General features: G+C 75.2%; 17 protein-coding genes. 6 read left to right on the plus strand and 11 right to left on the minus strand.

The window, feature by feature from the left end:
• Positions 1-127: 127 nt before the first annotated feature.
• Genes ACFFHC_RS08775 through ACFFHC_RS08790 form a run of 4 tightly spaced genes read right to left on the minus strand, consistent with a single transcriptional unit; the run spans position 128 to position 8,452 of the window.
• Positions 128-2,920, minus strand: a complete 2,793-nt coding sequence (locus ACFFHC_RS08775) for a GNAT family N-acetyltransferase (RefSeq protein ID WP_141494594.1) — start codon at positions 2,918-2,920, stop codon at positions 128-130.
• Positions 2,917-5,397: a GNAT family N-acetyltransferase gene (locus ACFFHC_RS08780; RefSeq protein WP_101849363.1), complete on the minus strand. Its 2,481-nt coding sequence runs from the start codon at positions 5,395-5,397 to the stop codon at positions 2,917-2,919. The genes ACFFHC_RS08775 and ACFFHC_RS08780 overlap by 4 nt, the downstream gene beginning before the upstream one ends.
• The gene (locus ACFFHC_RS08785; RefSeq protein ID WP_141494596.1) at positions 5,394-6,992 is read right to left on the minus strand and encodes a lysine N(6)-hydroxylase/L-ornithine N(5)-oxygenase family protein; all 1,599 of its coding nucleotides are present in this window, start codon (positions 6,990-6,992) and stop codon (positions 5,394-5,396) included. Before ACFFHC_RS08785 ends, ACFFHC_RS08780 begins: the two co-directional genes overlap by 4 nt.
• Positions 6,989-8,452 carry a pyridoxal phosphate-dependent decarboxylase family protein gene (locus tag ACFFHC_RS08790; RefSeq protein ID WP_070704527.1) on the minus strand — a complete coding sequence of 488 codons (1,464 nt, stop codon included), beginning with the start codon at positions 8,450-8,452 and terminating at the stop codon, positions 6,989-6,991. Before ACFFHC_RS08790 ends, ACFFHC_RS08785 begins: the two co-directional genes overlap by 4 nt.
• A gap of 175 nt (positions 8,453-8,627) precedes the next feature.
• Between ACFFHC_RS08790 and ACFFHC_RS08795 the strand changes: the two genes are divergently transcribed.
• Positions 8,628-9,356 (plus strand): siderophore-interacting protein, encoded by a 729-nt coding sequence (locus ACFFHC_RS08795; RefSeq protein ID WP_070704529.1) that lies wholly within the window; start codon positions 8,628-8,630, stop codon positions 9,354-9,356.
• Here ACFFHC_RS08795 and ACFFHC_RS08800 read toward each other — a convergent pair.
• Positions 9,338-9,925 carry a TetR family transcriptional regulator gene (locus tag ACFFHC_RS08800; RefSeq protein ID WP_168168435.1) on the minus strand — a complete coding sequence of 196 codons (588 nt, stop codon included), beginning with the start codon at positions 9,923-9,925 and terminating at the stop codon, positions 9,338-9,340. The genes ACFFHC_RS08795 and ACFFHC_RS08800 overlap by 19 nt on opposite strands.
• Before the next feature lie 339 nt (positions 9,926-10,264).
• Between ACFFHC_RS08800 and ACFFHC_RS08805 the strand changes: the two genes are divergently transcribed.
• Positions 10,265-10,969, plus strand: a complete 705-nt coding sequence (locus ACFFHC_RS08805) for a hypothetical protein (RefSeq protein WP_070705703.1) — start codon at positions 10,265-10,267, stop codon at positions 10,967-10,969.
• On the opposite strand, the gene meaB is transcribed toward ACFFHC_RS08805, so the two are convergent.
• The 4 genes from meaB to ACFFHC_RS08825 form a co-directional block, all read right to left on the minus strand.
• The gene (gene meaB / locus ACFFHC_RS08810) at positions 10,917-11,918 is read right to left on the minus strand and encodes a methylmalonyl Co-A mutase-associated GTPase MeaB (RefSeq protein ID WP_379804701.1); all 1,002 of its coding nucleotides are present in this window, start codon (positions 11,916-11,918) and stop codon (positions 10,917-10,919) included. The two genes, ACFFHC_RS08805 and meaB, sit on opposite strands and share 53 nt — an antisense overlap.
• Before the next feature lie 2 nt (positions 11,919-11,920).
• Entirely contained in the window at positions 11,921-14,191 is a 2,271-nt protein-coding gene (gene scpA / locus ACFFHC_RS08815; RefSeq protein ID WP_379804705.1) for a methylmalonyl-CoA mutase, read from the minus strand.
• Positions 14,188-16,233, minus strand: a complete 2,046-nt coding sequence (locus ACFFHC_RS08820) for a methylmalonyl-CoA mutase family protein (protein WP_101849360.1) — start codon at positions 16,231-16,233, stop codon at positions 14,188-14,190. Before ACFFHC_RS08820 ends, scpA begins: the two co-directional genes overlap by 4 nt.
• Before the next feature lie 97 nt (positions 16,234-16,330).
• Entirely contained in the window at positions 16,331-17,023 is a 693-nt protein-coding gene (locus ACFFHC_RS08825) for a GntR family transcriptional regulator (protein WP_168168441.1), read from the minus strand.
• A gap of 164 nt (positions 17,024-17,187) precedes the next feature.
• Between ACFFHC_RS08825 and ACFFHC_RS08830 the strand changes: the two genes are divergently transcribed.
• From ACFFHC_RS08830 to ACFFHC_RS08845, 4 genes are all read left to right on the plus strand, one after another.
• The gene (locus ACFFHC_RS08830; RefSeq protein WP_101849358.1) at positions 17,188-18,477 is read left to right on the plus strand and encodes an NRAMP family divalent metal transporter; all 1,290 of its coding nucleotides are present in this window, start codon (positions 17,188-17,190) and stop codon (positions 18,475-18,477) included.
• 73 nt (positions 18,478-18,550) lie between these two features.
• Entirely contained in the window at positions 18,551-19,333 is a 783-nt protein-coding gene (locus ACFFHC_RS08835) for a LamB/YcsF family protein (RefSeq protein WP_070704829.1), read from the plus strand.
• Positions 19,333-19,971, plus strand: a complete 639-nt coding sequence (locus ACFFHC_RS08840) for a 5-oxoprolinase subunit B family protein (RefSeq protein WP_379804712.1) — start codon at positions 19,333-19,335, stop codon at positions 19,969-19,971. Before ACFFHC_RS08835 ends, ACFFHC_RS08840 begins: the two co-directional genes overlap by 1 nt.
• Positions 19,968-20,804, plus strand: coding sequence for a 5-oxoprolinase subunit C family protein (locus tag ACFFHC_RS08845; RefSeq protein WP_379804715.1), 837 nt, complete (start codon positions 19,968-19,970; stop codon positions 20,802-20,804). The genes ACFFHC_RS08840 and ACFFHC_RS08845 overlap by 4 nt, the downstream gene beginning before the upstream one ends.
• 21 nt (positions 20,805-20,825) lie before the next feature.
• Here ACFFHC_RS08845 and ACFFHC_RS08850 read toward each other — a convergent pair whose 3' ends face one another.
• On the minus strand, positions 20,826-21,431 hold the full coding sequence (locus ACFFHC_RS08850) for a hypothetical protein (protein WP_070704819.1): 606 nt from the start codon (positions 21,429-21,431) through the stop codon (positions 20,826-20,828).
• A gap of 88 nt (positions 21,432-21,519) precedes the next feature.
• Positions 21,520-22,734: helix-turn-helix domain-containing protein (locus ACFFHC_RS08855; protein ID WP_379804719.1), on the minus strand; the 1,215-nt coding region annotated here is incomplete at its 5' end.

A 22,734-nucleotide genomic window follows, 5' to 3' on the forward strand; every position in this document is an offset into this window, starting at 1 on the left:
ACACCACCACGACCGGACCCGACGGCGCCACGACCGTCCACTTCCACACAGCACACCCATGACCAGCCACAGGGAGATCGAGACGCTGCGTGCCGGTGCCCGCGGCCCCGGGGAGTGCGTGACCGGGTCAGGCCAGTACGCCGCCCGGCGGGCGCTCGAGGAAGGCGAACTGCGCCACCTTGTGCCCCAGGTCCACCACGGGCCCAAGGGTGAAGCCGGCCTGCACCAGCCGCTGCACGGCGGGCGTGTTGCGCTGGTCGGGCTCGGCCACCAGCCGGAGCGCGCCGGGGTCGGCGAACACCATCGCCGCGCCCTGGGCACCCACCAGCGCCGGCAGCTCAGCGATGCCGTGCCGGCGGGGGCCGACCATCAGGTGCATGCCCACGTCGCCGGGGCGCACCTCGTAGCCCTCCCCCACCGGGTCGTGGGCAGGGTCGTAGGTCTGCCACAGGGCGACCGGCTGCCCCTCGTGGGTCACCATCCACGCGTGGTGGTGGGGGCTCGCGTCAAGCCACGTGTACACCTCCACCACGTCCTGCACGGAGTAGTCGCCCATGCCCCAGAAGCGTCCGCGGTGCTCGGTGGCCCAGGCGTGGATCACTGGCCCGTCCACCTCTGGGACCACGGGCGTGAAGACCAGCTCCGGAGGCGGCGGCGCGGAGTCCGGCTGACTGAACACGGGCAGCAGTTCCCCGGTGCGCCACGCCTCGGTCTGGTTCCGCGCGGTGGGGACGTCGAGCACGCCGTGAGCACCCAGGGGGACGGCCCACCGGCTGGCGCCCGGGTCCGCGAGGTCCAGGACCGCGCGGCAGACCGGTCCACGCACGGTCGATGCGGTGCGACCCGGCACGCTGGAGGTGGCGGCGACGCAGTCCACGTCTCCGCCCACGGGGCCGAGCGGCACCGGCCAGCCCAGCGCGTGCAGTCCGAAGGCCTGGTGCTCGGCGCCCCAGCGGTCAGCGGCCCGGTCCGCGGTGGGGAGGTGATCGGCCACGTCGTCCAAGGCCTGACGGGCGCAGGTGCGCAGCTCCTCGGGCAGCGCGGCGGCGAGGGACTCCAGCCCCAGGCCGACCCGCGCCGTCACGTCGAGCCACGGCTCGAACAGGGCCGGGAACTCGGCCCGCGCGGCGGCGGTGACGGAGGAGTCCTCGTGCAGCGGCGCCAACGCGGGCAGGGCAGCCACCCGGCGGGCCAGGGCCGTGCGCCAGCGCCATGCGAGCAGGGCCAGGTCGGACTCGGGGTCCATGTGGCCGTCGAAGTTCGCGAGCGCCTTGGCGACGGGGTGGTCAGGCGCGCCGAGAACGCTCGGACGCCCCGGGGCGTCGGGGACGCCACCCACGACGACGCCCGTGAGACGCAGCAGGTTCAGCAGGCCCTGCGACCGGGTGTCGAGTTGGATCCGGCTCAGGTCCTCGCCGGTGACCAGAGGTTCGGCGCCCAAGAGCTCTCGGATGCGGTCGGCCCGGTGGGGCGGTGCGAAGGCCTCGCCCCAGGCGGCCGTCTGGTCGCGGCGGTGGTTGGCGTGGACGGCGACGCCCTCCACCCGGCGCCACGGCTGGTGGGTCGACCATGCGGACGGGCCCGCACCGTCGCCGGACGGGGTGGGGCCAGTGGCCGGGGCCGCCTCCGGGCGAGCCACGTCGAGGACCCCCAACGGACGGCCGGCAACGCCCTCCCACAGGGAGTCCACATCGGCGACGAGCACGCAGTTGGCCGGCTCCACCCAGTGGTCCCAGGCGGTCATCGCGTCCTGGGCGGTGCGGGCGTGGAACAGCCGGGGCAGGGCCTCGAACCCGAGCCCCGGGGAGAGGTCTGCGGCCTGTCGGACCGCTCGCGCGCCCGGGTCCCCGGGGCGGCCCCAGAGGCGGGTCACGGATGCAGCGCCGGTGGTGGCGCCGGACTCCGTCAGGGTGGTGCCGGGCGTCGTCACGGCGCGGTCGTCCGACGAGAGCGGGACGAGCTGCTGGGTGCGGGCCATCGCGTTGGTGATGCACCAGGCCACCGACCCGGCGTGACCCACGTGCTGCACCCCCGGCACGCCGGGGAAGGCCAGGCCGGCCACGTCGAGGCCCGGCCCCTCGCTCCCACCGCTCGGCTCCACGGTGAGGCGCACCTGCTGGTAGACGTTCGGGGCCTCCAGGAGGCGGTGCGGGTCGCTGGCCAGGAGCGGCGCCCCGGTGGCCGAGCGGGCCCCCACGACGCCGATGGCGTTGGACCCCGACGCCTGCGCGCTCGGGTCAGCGGCCAGCCAGTCCACCCACTCCGGACCGAGCTGCTCGGTGACGTGCTCGCGCCAGAGCTGGTGCGGCCAGTCGCCGAAGAGCACCTGCTGCAGCCAGAAGACGGCCAGGCAGTCGGCGGCGTCCCAGGCGCGCCAGTCGAGCGGGTCCGCGTCCGGCGAGACCGCTTCGAAACCGGGCACGCGGCCCGCGTCGCGGCCGACCAAGGCACGCAGCTCGGGCACGTCCGCGGCGGCCACCGTGGCCAGCCCGTCGCGCACGCCCTCGGCGTAGTGCTCCACCCACTCCCGGGTCTCCGGCGTGAGGGCGGCCAGGGATCTCTCAGCGGTGGCGCGGACGCCGATGCGGTGGGCGAACCGGTCCCACTCGGCCGCGGTGCCGGCCACGGGGGCGGCCACCTCGGTCCCGGCGGCACGCAGGTGGTGCACCGCCTCGGCCCAGGTGCCGTGGGCGCGCCAGCGGTCGCTGACGAGCTGCCAGGTGCGGTCGCGGGCGGTCACCCAGCCCTGGGTGTGGAGCAGGTCGGGCTCCGTGGCGGCCACCACGTGCGGGACGCCCGCGGCGTCGCGGCGCGCCTCGCCGCGGGGCGGCGTGGGTGGGCTGGGCATGTCGTGCGGACGGGGCGGGTCGTGCGGGTGGCCCGGCTGGGGCGTCGTGCTGGTGCTGGGCGTGCCGGTCATGCCTGCCTCCCGGCGGGGTTGGGGAGGGTGCCGGAGTACAGCAGGGAGGAGCTCTGGTCGGCCAGGTCCACCATCTGCAGGGTGTTGCGCAGCTGCAGCCGGTTGAGGCACGAGTGCGCGAACTCGCCGGCCAGCAGGTCCACCCAGTGGTGCTCGGGGAACTCGGACCGGTGCTGCTGGACGCACTCGCGCACCAGGCCCCAGAACTCCTCGCCGGTGAGCAGCCCGTCGGCCTCCAGGCGCGCTGCCAGGAAGCGCAGCACGCCGTCGTACACGTCGGTGAACACCGCCAGGGCGGCCTCGTCCGCCGGCACGTCCACCACGATGCGGCGCGCCTCCTCGGGCACGGCGGCCGGGTCGCCCCCGGCCCGGGGACCGGCGAACACGGCCACCTCCTCGCCGATGTCCTTGAAGACCGCGCGCACCGGGGACCCGTCGCGCCACACCATGATCACGTTCTCGGTGTGCGGCATGAAGGCCAGGCGATGAACGGTCAGGCAGTGCACCACGGGGCGCAGGTAGGCGTGCAGCAGGCGGCGCACCCACTCGGCCGGCTCCAGCCCGGAGGCGCGCACCATCGCGCTGGCCAGGTGGTGGCCGGCGTGGTCGGTGTGCAGCACCGCGGCGAGCGTGCCGAGGGTCTCCCCCGGCTGCAGCTGCGGCACCGGCGACTCGCGCCAGAGCGCGGCGAGCATCTTGCGCTGCGCCGGCGCGGGACCGGACAGGTTGGCCTCGTGGTAGGCGTCGCCGGTGTAGCCGATGGCGGCCAGCTCCCGGAGCACGGTCAGGCCGCAGCCGCCGCGGGCGGTGGGCAGCGCGTCGGTGCGGTCCGGGTGGGACGGGTCCCCCGCGAGCGCCGGATCGCCCGAGACCACGGTGTGCACCCAGTCGTTGATGGCCGGCGTCACCTGCATGTACGCCGGCGAGAGACCGCGCAGGAAGCCCATGTTCTGCACCGAGAGCGCGGTCTTCACGTAGCACCGCTCGGGGGCGTCGGTGTTGAGGAAGGTGCGGATGGACTGCTGGGCCTGGTAACCGTCGGCCGGCCCCAGCGGCACGATGGCGCCCCGCGCCACCTCGGGCGCGAAGGTCACGGCCACCTTGTGCTCCCACTGCCAGGGGTGCACCGGCAGGTAGAGGTAGTCGGCCGGGTCGTGGCCCGCGGCGCGCAGGGTCGCCGCGAAGCGGTCGCGCGTGGGGGCGTCGAACTCCGCGGCCCAGTGCGCCTCCTCGGTGCGACCGGCGCCAAGAGACAGGTGCGCGGCCCCGCGGGCCACGGCCAGCCACAGCACCTCCACACGCTGCCCGGCCTCGGGGGCGTAGCGCTCGTGGTCGGCCAGCGACCAGCCGATGCGTCCGTTGTTGGCCACGAACGCCGGGTGGCCCTCGGTCATGGCGGCCTCCACCTGCTGGAAGTCGGCGCCCACCAGGTCGGCCGCCGGCAGGGCACGGTGCACGCGCTTCCACGCGGCGCCAGCCAGCGTGGCGGCCACCTCCTCCAGGTAGGTGCCCAGCAGGTGGTCGGGGATGCCGGCCCGCCGCCGCACCCGTGTGACCAGGCGCTGGGCGTCGACCTCCTCGGACACCTCACCGCGCACCACCTCGATGCTGTCGGGGTCCACCACCCAGTGCTCGAGCGCATGGCGGGTGGCGCGGTAACGGTAGGTGGCGGCACCGTCATCGGAGGTGACCGCGTACCAGCCGTCGCCGAGGTCGGTCGGCTCGAGGATGCGCTCGTGGGCGAACTCGCCGAGTGCCTTGGCGGCCACGTGGCGGTGGGCCCACCGCATCGGGCCGGGGGCCAGGTGCGGCGGGGTGAGGGAGACCGCCGCAGGCCGGCGGGACGACGCTGCGGGAGCGGTGGGAGAGTCGGCGGGGAGCACGTCCACGAACTCCTCGCGGCGCAGCAGCGAGAGCATCGCGCTCTTGGGGTTGCCCCCGTCGGTGAAGGTCACCTCGCCCAGCTCGCGGAACCCGACGCGCCGGTTGAGCGCACGGATGCGGTCGTTGCCCACGTCGGGCTCCACCACCACCCGGCGGGCACCGTGGTGGCCCAGGCACAGGTCGCGCACCACACCGGTCATGGCCGATGCGGTGAGCCCCGGCCGGTGCGCGGGCTCACCCGTGGCGTCGGGCGCGGGCGGGGCGACGAGCAGGTGCATGCCCCAGTCGCCGTCCACCAGGTCGAGGCCCACGGCGGTGGCCTGGTCGGCCAGCGGGTGGCGGCGGGGGTCGTAGGTCTCGGCCAGCACCATCGGCTCGCCGTCCACCGTGCCCAGCCAGGCCCACTGGTGGTCGGCGGCGTCCACCGCGGCGTAGTCGGCGGCCACGCGCTCCACGGTGTGCTCGGAGGCGCCCCAGAAGTGCGAGCGCGGGTGGGCGAACCACCGCTGCAGCAGCGGCGCGTGGGTGTCGACGAGCTCGCCCGTGAGCTCGGTCCAGGTGACCACGGGGCCCTCGATGCGGGTGGGGCTCATGCCTGGTCCCCTGCCTCGACGGAGGCGGCATCGGTGGGCGTGACATCGGTGGACGCGGCCTGGGTCCCAGCGACCAGGCCGGACCCGGCGGACGGAGCGCTCGGGTCCGGCGCGCCGAACTGCTGGAAGGCGATCTGCTGCTCGACGGCGAACAGCTCCCGGCCGGTGAGGTCGTTGAGCACCTGCGCGGCACGCCACGGGCCCATGCCCAGGTCGGGCGCCGACAGACCGTGCGTGTGTTCCTCGCCGTTGAGCACACGGATGCGGCGGGCGGCGTCCACGGTGAAGTCCAGCGCCACGTCGTACCGGCCGTCGGGCAGCCAGGAGATGCGGTCACGCACCGGCTCCAGGAAGTCCGGCACCCAGTGCTCGTACCCGGTGGCCAGGACGGTCGCGTCCGAGGTGGTGGTGAAGGGGGTCCCGGTCTCGGTGTGGCGCCAGGCCAGGTGGGCGGTGTCGCCCACGAGCTCGCTGGACTCCAGGGCGCAGGCGGTCCGCATGGTCACCGGCAGGTCGGCACCGTGTTCCACGCGGCGGCGGTACAGCGCCTCGTGGATGGCGTTCACCAGGTCGCCCGAGATGCCCTTGTACAGCGGCAGGTTCTGGCGCCCCAGCCGGTCGCGCTCGGACTGGGGCAGGCCGTGGAAGTAGCGCGTGTACTCCGGGGAGGTCATCTCCAGGGTGAGCTTGGTGTACTCCATCGGGAAGAAGCGGGGCGAGCGCGTGAGCCAGCTGAGGTGCTGCCGGCCCAGGTCGAGCCGCTCCAGCTGGTCGAGGAAGATCTCGGCTGCCGACTGCCCAGAGCCGATGACGGTGACGTGCTCGGCGCCGGCCAGGTGCTCGCGACGGTGCATGTACTGCGAGGAGTGCAGGTGGGCCGCGGCCCCGGGGGCGTCCTCGCCGACGAGGGCCCGGGCCGGTGCGGGCACGCGCGGCCGGGTACCCGTGGCGAGCACGAGGTGTCGGGTGAGGTCCGTGCGCTCGGTGGCGTCGACGGCTGCGGTGCGAGGGGCGGCCGCGGTGGCGGAGTCGGTGCCCTGGTCGACGGGGCAGCCGTCCGCGCCTCGACGGCTCGCGACGGAGGTCACCGCGAACGCGTCGGCGGCCTCGTCGAAGACCACCCGCACCACCTCGCGGCCGAACTCCACGGTCGGCTCCCCGGACGGGGCGCGCAGGCCCTCGGCGACCCAGCGGCAGTACGCGTCGTACTCGGCGCGCAGCGGGGCGAAGTCCTCGCGGATGTAGAAGGGGTACAACCGGCCGGTCTGCTTCAGCCAGTTGAGGAAGCTCCACCGGTTGGTCGGGTCGGCGAGGGTGACGAGGTCGGCCAGGAAGGGCACCTGCAGCGTCGCCCCCTCGATGAGCATGCCGCCGTGCCAGCGGAACCCGGGGGCCGCGTCGAGCACGCGCAGGTCGAGCGGGGCTGCACCGCCGGACGGCGCGCCGGCACCGCCGCGCGGGGCGTCTGCGATGCCGTCGGCCAGGGCCGCCAGCCCGAGGCCGAACGGCCCGGCGCCGATGACGAGCACGTCGTGGACGGGGGCACCGGCCGGGGCGGACCCGGCCACCGGGGCGGAACGCAGGGCGCTGCTCATCGGGCCGCCGCCTCGCGCTCGAGGGCCATTCCGGCGGTCTCGCCCACCACCGGCGCGAGCATCCGCCCGGTCTCGCGGAGGGTCTCCACCACGTCGGCCAGCACCTCCGGCGTGCTCGCCGGGTTGAGCACCGTGAACTTCAGCCACGGCCGCCCCTCGAAGGTCGTCCCGGCCACGATGGCCCCGCCGTCGGCGAAGAGCTCCTCACGGATGCGCGGGTTCAGCACGTCCACTGCGGAGTCCGAGAGGTGCGCCGGGGCGTACCGGAACACCACGGTGGACAGCTGCGGCACGGCCGCGATCTCGAAGTCCGGGTCGGCGTCCAGCAGCTGGGCCACGGCGTGCGCGTTGTCGATGGCGGTGTCGAACGCCTCCCCCAGGGCGTCCGCGCCATCGGTGCGCAGCGTCATCCACAGTTTGAGCGCGTCGAAGCGCCGCGTGGTCTGCAGGGACTTGTCCACCTGGTTGGGCACGCTGGCGGTGGCCGGGTTGAGGTACGCCGCGTGGTGGGTCACGTGGCGCAGGGTGGAGGGGTCGCGCACCAGCACGGCGCTGGCCGAGACGGGCACGAAGAAGGTCTTGTGGAAGTCCACGGTCACCGAGTCGGCCTGCTCGATGCCGGCCAGCAGCCCCCGGCGCCGACGGCTGGCCAGCAGGCCCCCGCCGTACGCGGCGTCGACGTGCAGCCACACCCCCGCCCGGCGGCACACGCGACCCACCTCCTCGAGGGGGTCCACGACGCCCAGGTCGGTGGTGCCGGCGGTGGCCACCACCGCCATCACGGCGTGGCCGGCGGCGCGCACCCGGTCGACGGTAACGGCCAGGGCGACCGGGTCGATGCGGTGGTCGGCCAGCGGCACGGGCACCACGGCATCGGGCGCCAGACCCAGCAGGCGCGCGGCCTTGAGGATGCTGAAGTGGCTGTGCGCACTGGTGAGGATGCGCAGGTCGGCCAGGTCGTGCCCGGCCGCCAGCGCCTCGCCGCGGGCCACCACCAGGGCCTGCAGGTTGCTCAGGGTGCCCCCGGGGGTGAACACGCCGTCGCCGGCCACCAGGCCGAGGCGCTCGCAGGTCCACTCCACGAGGCGGCACTCCATGGCGGTGGCACCCACGCTCTGGTCCCAGGTGTCCACGGACGGGTTGAGCGCGCTGGTCACCACGTCGGCGGCCACGGAGCTCAGGGTCACCGGGCAGTTCAGGTGCGCCACGTATCGGGGGTCGGCGAAGGCGATGCTGTCGCGCACGAACAGGTCGTCGACCTCCTGCAGCACCTCGGCCAGGCCGCCGGGGGCGGGGGTGTCGAGGTCGACCCCCTCGACGCGCGCCACCACCTCATCCACGGGGGCGGCACGCCCACCGGTGGCGGGGCGGTCGGTGCGCCCCAGGTGGCGTTGCACCAGCTGCGCGGCCTGCTGCACGGCGTCGGCGTAGGCCGGGCCGGAGGCGGAGGTGAGGAACATGCGTGCCTTCCTGGTCGATGCGGGGGACGGTGCGGCCACCGACCGGCGGGGTGGGGCGGACACCGGGCCGCATGGCCGGGTCGGCCACGTGACCGAGGCCGCACCCTGCCACACAGGTTAGGCTTGCCTCAACAGCACTCCCGCGCGGCGGGTCCCGATCCCACGGAGGAAGCACATGCATCGCGGCTGGCAGGGCGCCGTCCTGAAGGTCTACGGCGCCAAGGACTTCCGGGTCCGCGTGCTCGAGTCCACACAGGTCACCCCCACCTTCGTGCGGCTCCGGCTCGAAGGCGCCGAGCTGCTGCGGGCCGTGGAGTGGCACCCCACCATGTGGGTGCGGCTGTGGTTCACCGACGACCGCGGCAAGCCCCACCAGCGCGCCTACACGGTCATCGACCCGCAGGCCGACGGCACCTTCAGCATCGAGGTGCACGTGCACGACGGCGTGGCCGCCCGCACCTTGGCCGGCGCCGCACCGGGCCTGGAGCTCGAGGCCACCGTGCAGGGCACCGGCTTCCGCGCCCCCGACGGCGAGGTGGAGCACCTGCACCTGGTGGGCGACGCGGCGAGCATCCCGGCGATCCGCACCGTGCTCGACGCGCTGCCCACCACACCGGCCACCGTCTGGCTCGAGGTGCAGGACGCCTCCGAGCAGCGCATCCACGTCACGTCACGGGTGGACGTGGAGGTGCACCGCCTGGAGCGCGGCACCGGCCGCCACCTGCCCGATGCCGTGACCTCCGCCGTGGCCGCCCGCCGGGAGGCCGGCCACGACCCGGCCGACGACTGGTTCTGGCTGGCCCCGGAGGCCGCCACCTGCCGCGAGCTGGGCAAGCACCTGCGCAAGGAGGTCGGCGTGCCCAAGGAGCGCGTGACGGCGCTGGCCTACTGGCGCGCCGCCTGAGGGTCCGTCCACCCCAGCAGCGCGACGAGCTCGGCGACGGCGGCCCGGGACTCCTCGGGCGACCCGGGACCCGACCGCTCCCGCAGCACGAGCCCCTGGACCGTCGCCAGTGCGATGACCGCCTGCGCCCGCACCCCGCCCGAGGTGGATGCGGGCGGACCACCGACGGCCTCCCGGCTCTCGACGAGCCAGTCGGTCAGCCACGGTGGAGCCACCCCGTCGACCCAGATCGCGTCGTGGAGCCCCGGCCGCTCACGGGCGAACCACACGAGGTGCAGCAGGAAGGCCTCGGGGGTGGGGAGCCCGTCGAGGACCTCGAGCTCGTCGCCCAGCACCTGCACGGCGCGCCGCGTCACCTCCTCCCACAGGTCGGCCATGGACCCGATGGACTCGTAGAGGACCGGTTGGCTGAACCCGACCCGCGCCACCAGGGCCCGCGTCGTCACCGCTGCGCGGCCGCCCTCGCACGCGAGCGCCGTCGCTGCGCTGACCGCGGCCTGCCACCGTTGCTGCCGCAGCTCCTCACGTCGCCTCGCCCTGCGCGCCGCCCGTGCCTTCTGCCCGCCCACCGGGCCAGCGTCGCACCACAGGCCGGCCCCACGCCGCGCGTCGTCCACAGGCGGGGATGCACCGCGGCCGGCAGGGCGTCACACAGCTCCGCGCGGTGGCGGCGGCGGCCCGGGGCGACGGCGGCCCGGGGCGACGTCAGGGGTGACCCCATGGAGACGTGACCTATCGCGCGATAGGTCGACCGAAACGCAGGCGGGCGACTGGGAATCGGTCGACCTATCAGCTGATAGGACACCCCTCCCGCGAGGGCACTCCCACGCCCGGGGAGCCTCGGAGGTGCCACGATCCCGCCACGCACCGATTGGGGCCGGACCGGGCCGCGCACCTACCCTCTGCGGATGCCGACCGACCCCGCCGCCGCGACGACGCGCGCCCGCCGCCTCGTCCTGGCCCTGGTGGCGGTGGCGCTGCTGCTCGGCGGCCTGGCGATGTGGCTGCAGCACGGAACGCACGCGGGTGACCCCGGAGCCACGCCGACCGAGCGGGCCACCGCCGAGCGCGACCCACTGCGCGAGCTGCCCGGCGTCCAGGAGGTGGAGGACCTGGGCCCGGACGCCACCCCGCGCGAGTGGGCCGACCACCGCCTGTGGACGCTCACCCCCTCGGCCGTCGACCACGCCGACCAGCTGGCTCCTCGCCTCGAGTACACCCCGGAGGACCCCACTGAGGACGCGACCGGGAGCACCCGGAGCCGCCCGACCTCCACCGCCGGCGTGGTCTACGACATGCCCGCGGCCGACGCGCGACTCGTGGCCCACCAGCCGGCCGTGGACGGCGAGACGGTGGACTGGTGGCTCGACCTCGTGGGGCGGGCCCGCGACGTCGACCCCGCCGCCGAGGTGTCCTGCCAGGTCGAGGGCGACGCCACCTGCGCCGTACGGACCGCCGACCCCGACGGCGTCCGCGTGGCCCTGGCCACCGGCTTCCCCGACTTCGAGCGGTACCTCGCCGGCATCACCGACGAGCCCTCCCACACCGCCCTGGTCACGGTCAACGGCGATGCCGTGTGGCAGCGGTCCAGTCCTCCCGCAGTGCCTCGATGACGCGCGCCGCCGCCTCGGTGGCGTCGAGCTCCCCGCGGGTGACCGCGCCCTCCCACGCGCCCCGGCCCTCCGCCACGGACGGCGTGGTCCGCGCGGCGGCACGCAGCTCGGCATCGACCATGGACCACATCCAGTCCCGCTGCTGGGCCGCCCGCCGCGTCTCCAGCCGCCCGGCCGAGACGAGCCCCTCCCGGTGGTCGAGCACGGCCTGCCACAGCTCGTCGAGCCCGTCGCCGGTGACCGCGGAGCAGGTGAGCACCACCGGGGTGTCCTCCGGTCGCATGAGGTGCAGCGCCTGCCGCAGGTCGCGGGCGGCCACGCGGGCCTCCGGGGCGTGGTCGCCGTCGGCCTTGTTGATGGCCACCACGTCGGCCATCTCGAGGATGCCCCGCTTGATGCCCTGCAGCTGGTCACCGCCGCGGGCCAGACCGAGCAGCAGGAAGGTGTCCACCATGCCGGCCACGGCCACCTCGGACTGCCCCACGCCCACGGTCTCCACGACCACCACGTCGTAGCCCGCGGCCTCCAGCACGAGCATCGACTCGCGGGTGGCCCGGGCGACGCCGCCGAGGTGGTCGCCGGTGGGGCTGGGCCGCACGAACGCCTCGTCGCGGGCGGCCAGCGCCCCCATCCGGGTCCGGTCGCCCAGGATGGAGCCGCCGGTGCGGGCGCTGGAGGGGTCCACCGCCACCACGCCCACGCGGTGCCCGGCGTCGATGAGGCGCTGCCCCAGGGCGTCGATGGTGGTGGACTTGCCCGCCCCGGGGATGCCCGAGATGCCCACGCGCACGGCGCCCCCCGTGGCCGGCGCGATGCGGCGCAGCAGCTCCTTGGCCGGCTCGCGGCGGTCCGGCCGCATCGACTCCACCAGCGTGATGGCGCGCGCGACGGCCCGGCGGTTGCCCGCCAGGACGCCCTCGGCCAGCGCCGCCGGGTCCACCGCCGTCACGGTCAGGCGCCGGTGGGGTCGGTGGCGTGCCCGGCCTTGCGACGCAGCGTCCCGATGAGGTCCACCGCCGCCTTCGCGATGACGGTGCCCGGCGGGTAGATCGCGTCCGCCCCGGCCTCGCGCAGCTCGGCGAAGTCCTGCTCGGGGATCACGCCACCGACCACGATGCACACGTCCTGGCCGTCGAGCGCGTCGAGCTCGGCCCGCAGCGCCGGCACGAGGGTGAGGTGCCCGGCCGCCAACGAGGACACGCCCACCACGTGCACGTCGGCCTCCACGGCCTGACGTGCCACCTCCTGCGGGGTCTGGAAGAGCGGGCCCACGTCCACGTCGAAGCCGAGGTCGGCGTACGCGGTGGCCACCACCTTCTGGCCGCGGTCGTGCCCGTCCTGGCCCATCTTGGCCACGAGGATGCGCGGGCGACGGCCGTCCTCCTCGGCGAAGGCCTCCACGGCCTCGCGGGCGGCGTCGATGGCGGCGTCGTCGCCGGCCTCCTTGCTGTACACACCGGAGATCGTACGGATCTGCGCGGTGTAGCGGCCGAAGACCTCCTCCATCGCGTCGCTCATCTCGCCCACGGTGGCGTGCGCCCGGGCGGCCTCGATGCACAGGGCCAGCAGGTTGCCGTCACCGCGTGCCCCCTCGGTGAGCGCGGTCAGCGCGGCCCGGCAGGCGTCCTCGTCGCGCTCGGCGCGCAGCCGCTGCAGCTTCTCCAGCTGCTCGGCGCGCACGCGGGCGTTGTCCACCTTGAGGATCTCGATGGGCTCGTCCTCGTCCACCGGGTAGAGGTTCACGCCCACCAGCGCCTGGCGGCCGGAGTCCAGTCGCGCCTGGGTGCGGGCGGCGGCCTCCTCGATGCGGAGCTTGGGCAGCCCGGCCTCGATGGCCTGGGCCATGCCGCCGGCGGCCTCCACCTCCTGGATGTGCGCCCACGCCCGCTGCGCGAGGTCGTGGGTGAGCGTCTCGATGTACGCGCTGCCGCCCCACGGGTCCACGGTCTGGGTGGTGCCGGACTCCTGCTGCAGCAGCAGCTGGGTGTTGCGCGCGATGCGGGCGGAGAAGTCCGTGGGCAGCGCGATCGCCTCGTCCAGGGCATTGGTGTGCAGGCTCTGCGTGTGCCCCTGCGTGGCGGCCATGGCCTCGATGCAGGTACGCACCACGTTGTTGTAGACGTCCTGGGCGGTCAGCGACCAGCCGGAGGTCTGGCTGTGGGTGCGCAGCGACATCGACTTGGGGTTCCTCGGCTCGAACTGCCGCACCAGGCGCGCCCAGAGCAGCCGGGCCGCGCGGAGCTTGGCCACCTCCATCGAGAAGTTCATGCCGATGGCCCAGAAGAAGCTCAGGCGCGGCGCGAAGGTGTCGACGTCCAGCCCGGCCTCGATGCCGGCGCGCAGGTACTCCACGCCGTCGGCCAGCGTGTACGCCAGCTCGAGGTCCTGCGTGGCCCCGGCCTCCTGGATGTGGTACCCGGAGATGGAGATCGAGTTGAACCGCGGCATGTGCGCACTGGTGTGGGCGAAGATGTCGCTGATGATCCGCATCGACGGCTCGGGCGGGTAGATGTAGGTGTTGCGGACCATGAACTCCTTGAGGATGTCGTTCTGGATGGTCCCCGAGAGCTGGTCCTGGCTCACCCCCTGCTCCTCGGCCGCGACGACGTAGAGCGCCAGGATGGGCAGCACCGCGCCGTTCATGGTCATGGACACGCTCATGCGGTCCAGCGGGATGCCGTCGAACAGCTGGCGCATGTCCAGGATGGAGTCGATGGCCACGCCGGCCATGCCCACGTCACCGGCCACGCGGGGGTGGTCGGAGTCGTAGCCGCGGTGGGTGGCCAGGTCGAAGGCCACCGAGAGGCCCTTCTGCCCGGCGGCCAGGTTGCGGCGGTAGAACGCGTTGGACTCCTGCGCGGTGGAGAAGCCGGCGTACTGGCGCACCGTCCACGGCTGGTTGACGTACATGGTGGGGTACGGGCCGCGCAGGTAGGGCGGGGCACCGGGCGCCGTGTCGAGGAAGTCCAGGCCGGCCAGGTCGGAGGCGTCGTACACCGGGGGCACGTCGATGCCCTCGGGCGTGGTCCACGGGGCGCGCTCGGCACCAGTTCCGCACCGGTGCGGAACTCGACTGTCGAGATCGGCACCGGTGCGGTTCTCGCCGATGGCGCGCTCGGCGTCGGCCGGGGTCGCCGCCTCGGTGCGGCGCTCCGGGGCCGGCACGTCGTGGAACGCCGGGAAGCCCGCCGGCACGCCGGGCTGCTGGGTCGGGGCACTCATCGGGAGACTCCCATCGCGTCGAGGAGCTGGGTGAGGAAGGCGATGACGTCGTCGCCGGTGGCCACCGACGAGTCCGCCGAGGGCAGCTCGGAGGCCTTGCCGGCCACCACGACGCCCCCCACGCCCGCCCCACGGAGGGCGGCGGCCACGGCCTCGCCGTGCTCGGCGTTGGCGGCCGGCGCGGCGGCCACGACGGCCACCGGCGGCACGCGCTGCTCGAAGGCGGCGTGCAGCGCGTCGGCCACGGCCGCGTCCAGGTCGTCGGCGGCGGGGTCCACCTCCACGGCCACCGGCACGATGCCGGCCACGCCGAGCACGTTGGCGGCGAAGGTCTCGCGCGGACCGAAGTCCTTGCGGGCCCCCACGCACACCAGCGCCACGGTGGGCCGCTCGGCCTCCAGGGCGGTGGCCGCGGTGCGGTCGCGGAGCATCTCGAAGGGCAGCGAGTCCCAGCTGCGCGGCAGGGCCAACTCGGCGGCGGCCTCCTGGCCGGTGGCAGCGTCGGTGCCCGTGGGGGCCACCGCCTCGGCGCGGGGAGTGCGCTGCAGCGGCACCTCGCCGGCCAGTGGGAACATCGAGACGCCGGTGAGGCCCAGCTCGCGGGTGGCCAGCCGGTCCAGACGCATCTGGTCCACGGCCACCACGTTCCTGCGCAGCAGGGCGCGCATACCGGCATCGGCCAGGCCGCCCCCGGACTCCAGGCCCTGGACGTACCTCCAGGCCAGGTCCACGTAGTGGTCGGTGAGCGACTCCACGAACCACGCGCCACCGGCCGGGTCGGTCACCGCACCCACGTGGGCCTCGGCGGCCAACAGGGTCTGGGTGTTGCGGGCCACGCGGCGGCTGTGCGCGTCGGGCAGGCCGGCGGCGGTGTCGTAGGGCAGCACGGTGATCGCCTCGGCCCCGCCGGCGGCGGCGGCGAAGCACGCGATGGTGCCGCGCAGGATGTTCACGCTCGGGTCGTCGCGCGTGATGATGCGGCGGCCGGTGACGGCGTGCTGGCGGGCGGCGGCCACGGCCGGGTCGCGGTGCCAGTCGGCCCCCTCGGCGGTGGCCACCTGCTCGGCCACGTGCGCCCACAGCCGACGCAGGGCGCGCAGGCGGGCGATGGTCTGGAACTGCTGCTGGGTGGCCGAGACGCGGAACTCGACGAGCCGGAAGGCGTCCCGGGCCGCGATGCCGGCGCCCACCAGCAGGCGCACGGTGGCGATGCCGGTGGCCACCGCGGCGGCGAGCTCCTGCACGTTGGAGGCGCCCGCCTCGTGCCACGGCAGCGTGTCCACGGTGACCGCCCGCATCGGGGCCAGGTCGCGCCCCTCGGCGAGGTCGAGGGCGGCGCGCACCACGGCGAGGGAGTCCTCGTCCAGCGTCACCGGGCCCTCGTGCCCCTCCACCGCGGCGTGGCCCACCGGGTCGAGACCGAAGGAGCCCTGTGCCGAGGCCTCGGGGGCCTGGGTGAGCACCTCGCGGCCGGCGAGGAGGTCGGCGAGCGCCCGCGCCCCGGCGATGGAGGCGTGGCGGTCGGGGGCGGCCAGCGAGACCGGCGCGAGGTCGGTGAGCACCGGCTCCAGCGCGGTGGCCAGCTGCTCGGGCGCGATGCCGGTGCGCCCCACCACGAGGTGCACCGAGCTCACGCCGTGCTCGAGATCGGCCGCCACCTGCTCGGCAGTGCGGGCGGCGTCGGGGTCGTCGAAGGCCTGGCGCACGTCCCACGGCAGCTCGGCCGGTCGCACGGACCCGCCCCGGGTGAAGGGGAACTCGCCCGGCGCCTCCAGCGGCACCGACGGGGAGCTCGCGCCGGTGTAGAGCGGCTCCACGCGGTAGTCGTCCAGGGTGCGGGTGCGCAGCGAGTCGACCGCGTCCTCGACGCTCAACTGGCGCCCCTCGCCGCGCGGCTTGTTGACGACGGCGGCGGCGCTGGCCTCCCAGGACTCCACGGAGCGGGCGTCGAAGCCCTCCATGAGGTCGATGTGGGCCTCCCCCACGTCCGCGGGGGGCGCCTCGGGCGTCGCCTCGGTGGCGGCGGCGGACGGCTCGTTCATGGCACCTCTCTTCACCAGGGGACGGGCACAGGATAGTGACCTGCGCCACGCCCGCTGCACGCGGTGCCGCGGACCGGCGACCGGGCCCCCGTGGCGGTCAGCCCAGGCCCTCGAGGAGCTCGGCCTCGGCGGCCAGCAGGTAGGAGCGCATGTCCCCGGCCGCCTGCTCCCAGGCGCCGTCGCGCATCGTCTCGGCCAGGCTCCGGTTGGTCTCCACGAAGTGGGCGTGGAGCGCACCAGGCAGGTCGAGGGAGCGGAAGGCCAGGCGGGCGTGCGCCAGGAGGGGGGCCGCGGCCGCATCGAGCACCGCCGAGCCACCCAGGCGCACCACGGCGGCGTGGAAGTCCATGTTGAGGTCGCCCACCAAGCGCCACTCCTGGCGCTCCGCGGCGTGGAGGGCACGGGCGGTCACGTCGAGCACCTCGGCCGCGACGCCGGGCCCGCTGAGGGCATGGGTGCGGGCCTGCTCGTGCAGCACGCCGCACTCCAGGATGCGGCGGGCGGTGTAGAGGCGGCGCACGTCCTCGGCGGTGGGGGCGGCCACGAACACGCCACGGTTGGGCTCGTGGCGCACCAGGCCGTCGCCGGCCAGCTCGCGGAAGCCCTCGCGCAGGGTGTTGCGGGAGACCCCCAGCCGGCCGGCCATGTCCAGCTCCCGGAGATGCTCGCCGGGCCCGATCTCGCCGGCCGTGATCATGGCGCGCACCGCGGCGGCCACCCTCCGGCGGGCGGGCACGGAGGCGTCGGACCTGGCGAGGGACGCTCGGGGGCTCAGGGATTGCGCGGTCATCGCCTGCATTCTGCCCTCCTGGGACGGGGACCGCCTCCGGGCCCCGCGGGAGGACGGACGAGCCGCGACGGGGGCGCCCCATCGGTCAAGGGAGCGTCACGGTTGGGTCACGATCGCCCCGGACCACCTGCACGCATTGTTCAACAATGCCTACGCTACGGCCCATGAACACCCTCGACCCCCAGTCCTCCGGCGGCGCCACGCTCGCCGACGAGGGCACCGGTGGCACCACGGACGCACCCGTCCGCGACCGCAAGGCCACCCGCACCGCACTGCTCGGCGCCATGTTCCTCATGGCCACCAGCGCCATCGGCCCCGGGTTCATCACCCAGACCGGCCAGTTCACCGTCAAGCTCGGCGCCGCGTTCGCCTTCGCGGTGCTCGTGTCGATCCTCATCGACATCGCCCTGCAGCTCAACGTGTGGCGCGTCATCGGCATCAGCGGCCGCCGCGCCCAGGAGCTGGCCAACGAGGTCCTGCCCGGTCTGGGCTGGGTGCTCAGCGCCCTCATCTTCATCGGCGGCCTGGCGTTCAACGTCGGCAACGTCGGCGGCTCGGGGTCCGGCCTCAACATCCTGCTCGGTGTGAGCCCCGCGGTGGGTGCGGCGATCTCCTCGCTGCTGGCCGTGGGCATCTTCCTGAGTGCCTGGGCCGGTGCCGCCATGGACCGCGTCGTGGTCTTCCTCGGCGCGCTGATGATCGCCCTCACGGCCTACGTGATGTTCGTGTCCAAGCCCCCGGTGGGCGAGGCCCTGCAGAACACGGTGGCCCCGAGCACGATCGACGCCACCGTCATCACCACGCTGGTCGGCGGCACCATCGGCGGCTACATCATCTACGCCGGCGCGCACCGCCTGGTGGACTCAGGCAACACCGGCATCGAGGCCGTCCAGGACATCAGCCGCAGCTCCCTGCTGGGCATCCTGGTCACGGGCCTGCTGCGCGGCCTGCTCTTCCTCGCCATCCTCGGCGTGGTGGCCGCCGGCCACGACCTGAGCCAGTCCGCCTCGGTGGCCGGCGACGCCTTCACCATCGCGGCCGGCGACGTGGGCCGACGCCTCTTCGGCCTGGTGTTCTGGGCCGCCGCCATCAGCTCGGTGGTGGGCTGCTCGTACACCACGGTGTCCTTCCTCACCTCCTCCAGCGGGACCTCCACCCGGGTCCGCAACGGCGTCACCATCGCGTTCATCGTGGTGTGCACCGCCATCTTCCTGGGCCTGGGCGCCGCCCCGGCCACCCTGCTGGTGCTGGCCGGCACGCTCAACGGCGTGCTCATCCCGCTGGGCATCGCCGTCATGCTCTGGGTGGCCTGGTTCCGCCGCGACCTGCTGCACGGGTACGTGTACCCCAAGTGGCTGCTGGTCATCGGCTCCGTCGCCTGGCTGGTCACGGTCTGGCTGGCCTACGTGACCGTGAAGGCCAAGTGGCCGGAGCTCGTCGCCCTGTTCAGCTGACACACCCCGCACCATCCCCCGGGCCGGGGCGTCCACACCGACGCCCCGGCCCCACCCACGAGGAGGAGTCCCCATGACCGCCACCATCGACCTCAACGCCGACCTCGGAGAGGGCCTGGGCGCCTGGACCATGGGCGACGACGCGGCCCTCCTGGGCGTCGTGAGCAGCGCCAACGTGGCCACCGGCTTCCACGCCGGTGACCCCACCATCATGCGACGCACCTGTGCCGCGGCCGCCGAGCGCGGCGTGAGCGTGGGCGCCCACGTGGCCTACCGCGACCTGCACGGCTTCGGCCGCCGCGCCCTGGCCGTGGACCCCGAGGACCTCACCGCCGACGTGCTCTACCAGGTCTCCGCCCTGGAGGGCATCGCCCGCGCCGCCGGCACGCAGGTGGCCTACTGCAAGCCGCACGGCGCGCTGTACAACACCATCGCCAAGGACCCCGCGCAGGCCGCCGCCACCGCCGAGGCGCTGGCCGCCTTCCGCCCCGGCCTGACCGTGCTGGGGCTGCCCGGCACCCCCTGGCAGGAGGCCGCCGAGGCCGCCGGGCTGCGCTTCGTGGCCGAGGCCTTCGCCGACCGCGCCTACACCCCGGCCGGCCAGCTCGTCCCCCGCTCCCAGCCCGGGTCGGTGCTGCACGACGTGGACGAGATCACCGCCCGCTGCGTGGCCATGGCCCGTGGCGAGGCCGTCACCGACGTCGAGGGCGGCCAGCTGGTGCTCACCCCCGGGTCCATCTGCGTGCACGGCGACACCCCCGGCGCGGTGGAGATCGCCCGCGCGGTGCGCGCCGCCCTGGAGCAGGCCGGCGTGACCCTCGCCCCCTTCGCAGCCACCCCGGGTCGGGAGGGCTGATGCGCCTCCTCGACTCCGGCACCCGCGCCCTGCTGCTCGACCTCGACGGGCTCGACGACGCCCGCACCTGGCACACCGCACTCACCCGCGCCGTCGGGGCCGGGGAGCTCACCGGCGTGGCCGACGTCGTGCCCGCCGCGAGCACCGTGCTCGTGGTGGCCGCCACCCCCGCCGACGTGCCCGGCCTCCGCGCCGGCATCGAGCAGCTGACCGAGCGCGGTGTGGACGCCGCGGCCACGGCCGCCGACGACGCCCCGGTGGTGACCGTCCCCGTGGTCTACGACGGCGAGGACCTCGCCGAGGCCGCCGCCGCGCTGGGCATCGAGCCCGCCGAGCTGGTGCGCCGCCACACCTCCGAGGAGTGGACCGTGGCCTTCGCCGGGTTCGCCCCCGGGTTCGGCTACTGCGTGGGCCGCGAGTTCGCCTGGGACACCCCCCGCCGCTCCGAGCCCCGCACCCGCGTGCCCGCCGGGTCGGTGGCCCTGGCCGGGGAGTTCACCGCCGTCTACCCGCAGGACTCCCCCGGTGGCTGGCAGCTCATCGGCCGCACCGACGCCGTCCTGTTCGACCCCGACGCCACCCCGCCCGCCCCGATGCGGGCCGGCGTCCGCATCCGCTTCGAGGAGGTCACCCGATGAGCCTGCGCGTCATCACCCCCGGCCCCCTGACCACCGTGCAGGACCTCGGCCGCCCGGGCCGCTCCGACATCGGCGTGGGCCCCTCGGGCGCGGCCGACCGCGCCGCGGCCGCCCTGGCCAACCGCCTGGTGGGCAACGGCCCCGGCGCGGCGGTGCTGGAGACCACCTTCGGCGGGCTCGAGCTCGAGACCACCACCGACGTCGTGGTGGCCGTCACCGGCGCCCCCTGCCCCGGCGCCCCGATGTCGTCGACCACCCGGCTGCGCGCCGGCCAGCGGCTCACGCTGGGCCCCCCGGCGACGGGGCTGCGCACCTACGTGGCCGTGCGCGGCGGCATCGACGTGGAGCCGGTGCTCGGCTCGCGGAGCACCGACCTGCTGGCCCGGCTGGGCCCCGACCCGCTGGCCGAGGGCGACGAGCTGCCGGTGGGCGACGACCAGGACCCCGAGCTGTACGGCGTGGACTGCGCCCCCGCCCCCACCCCCACCGGCGACGTGGTGCGCCTGCCGCTGGTGCGTGGACCGCGCGACGACTGGTTCGGCGACGCCGGGTGGGCCGACCTCACCGGCCGCACGTGGACCGCCTCGAGCGACAGCAACCGCGTGGGCCTGCGCCTGGAGGGCGAGCCGCTGCGACGGGAGCGCGAGGGCGAGCTGGCCAGCGAGGGCATGACCCGCGGCGCCGTGCAGGTGCCGCCCAGCGGCGAGCCCGTGGTCTTCCTGGCCGACCACCCCATCACCGGTGGGTACCCCGTCATCGGGTACGTGTGCGACGAGGCGCTCGACCTGGCCGCGCAGGTGCGCCCCGGGCAGGGCGTGCGCTTCCTCGGCTGAGCCCGGGCGCCGTGAGGGGTGTCAGCGGGCGTCGGCGCGCAACTGCGCGGACACCTGCTCCACGGCCGGCTCCCAGGCCTGGCCGGTGAGACGGGCGAGCTGGCGCACCATCATCGCGAAGTAGGCGTGGAGCCGGCCGAAGGCGACCCCGAAGCCCAGCTCCCGCCCCAGCTCGGCCAGGCGCTCCTGGCCGGCCCTCCCGCCCAGCGCGGCACCCAGCAGGGCCAGCGACTCGGCCTGGTGACCGGCGCGCTCGCGCTCCTGCTCGTCGGTGGAGTCCAGCATCCGGCGGGTCAGCTCACCGAAGGTGTCCTGGATGGCACCACCCACCACGAGCTGGTCGGGGGTGGTGCCCAGCGCGCGGCCCAGGGCGACCGGGTCCGGCAGCCAGCCGCGCTGCTCGTCGGTGAGGGACTCCCCACGGTCCACCAGCTCGCGGGCCACGCGGATCTGCGCGGCGTGCGCGGCCATGGCCGTCAGGAAGAGCACCGCCGGCTGGCCGAGGCGGTCCCCCAGGGCCAGCACCTGCTCGTGGGAGAGGCTCGGGTCGCCCAGCACGTGCACCACGTCCTGCAGCAGCTCGGCGGTGGTGGCGCGCTCGGTGGCGTCGGGGGTCTGCTCGGTCATGGGTGGCTCCGATGGGGGGCTGGCGCGGCGTCCGCCGCGGACCGGGCGGCGTGCCCGGCGCGGGCGGGAGGGGCGGGTCGCGTGGAGCCTACGCCCCCTCCTCGAGGGCGGCGCGCGCCTCGGTGAGCCGCAGCAGGACGTGCAGCTCCAGCGCCCGGCCGGGGCGCCGCCAGTCCGCGCCGATCAGCCCGTCCACGACCGCCAGGCGCTGGTAGACGGTGTTCACGTGCACCCCCAGGGCCGATGCGGTGGCCCCCGGGCTGCCGCCGCAGTCCAGGAAGGCCGCCATGGTGCCCAGCAGCGGCACCCCGCGGCGCGCCTCGTGGGCCCGGACCTCGCCGAGCTGCCGCTCGAAGGCCTCCCGCAGGCGGCCACGCCCGGCGTCGCCGAGCAGCAGCCGGTGCAGCCCCACGTCCTGCGGCCCCACCACCGCCCGGGTCTCGCCGAGGGCGCGCAGCGCCTTCATGGTCTCCACCGCCTCGGTGTAGGCCGCCCGCAGCCCGTCCACCGGCACCACCGGGGCGCTCACCGACGCCAGCAGGTCGGCCGGGCGCAGCACGTCGGCCACCGCCTCGGGGCCCGCGGGCACCACGAGCACCGCGTCCTGCCGGTGCCCCAGCACGGCCGTACCCCGCGGCAGCCGGCGCAGCCACTCCGGCGGGTCCTCGGCCGCCGCGCCCTGCCCGTCCACGATGACGACCACGTGGCGCCGCCGCGGGTCGAGCCCCGCCAGCCGGAGCTCGGCCGGGTCCACCTCCTCGTCCTCCCGCGTGGTGAGCAGCTCCAGCAGGTGCAGGGTGCGGGCACGCCCCGCAGCCTGGGCCGTGGCCTGCTGGGCCATCAGCGTGAGCGCCACCGTGGGGGCGGCGCGTTCCAGGGCCACCCGGGCGGACTCCTCCGAGAGTGGGGTGGCCGGGACCAGCCAGCCCAGCAGGCGCCCGGCGGCCTCCACCGCGTGGGCGTCGGCGGGCGGGCCACCGGGGGACCCGGCCGGCAGGAGCTCCACCGCCGTGCCCACCGCGGTGCCCACCTCCGTGAGCAGCTCGTCCACGCCCCCGCCACGCAGCACCACCTCGCGCAGCTGCTCGTCCCAGGAGAGGCTGCGCGCCAGCCGTTCCGAGCGCTGGTCGAGCTCGTCGCGAGCCTCGGCCAGGCGGGCCATGCGGTCGGCATTGTCCAGCGCGATGCCGGCGTGGAGCGCCAGCGCGCACAGCAGCGTCACCTCGTCCTCCGGGAAGTCCCGGTGGCTGCGCACCCCGGCGAACAGGGCCCCGACCGCCCGGCCCCGCACCAGCAGCGGCGC

The sequence above is a fragment of the Kytococcus schroeteri genome, from assembly GCF_042433515.1.
Lineage (GTDB): Bacteria > Actinomycetota > Actinomycetes > Actinomycetales > Dermatophilaceae > Kytococcus > Kytococcus schroeteri.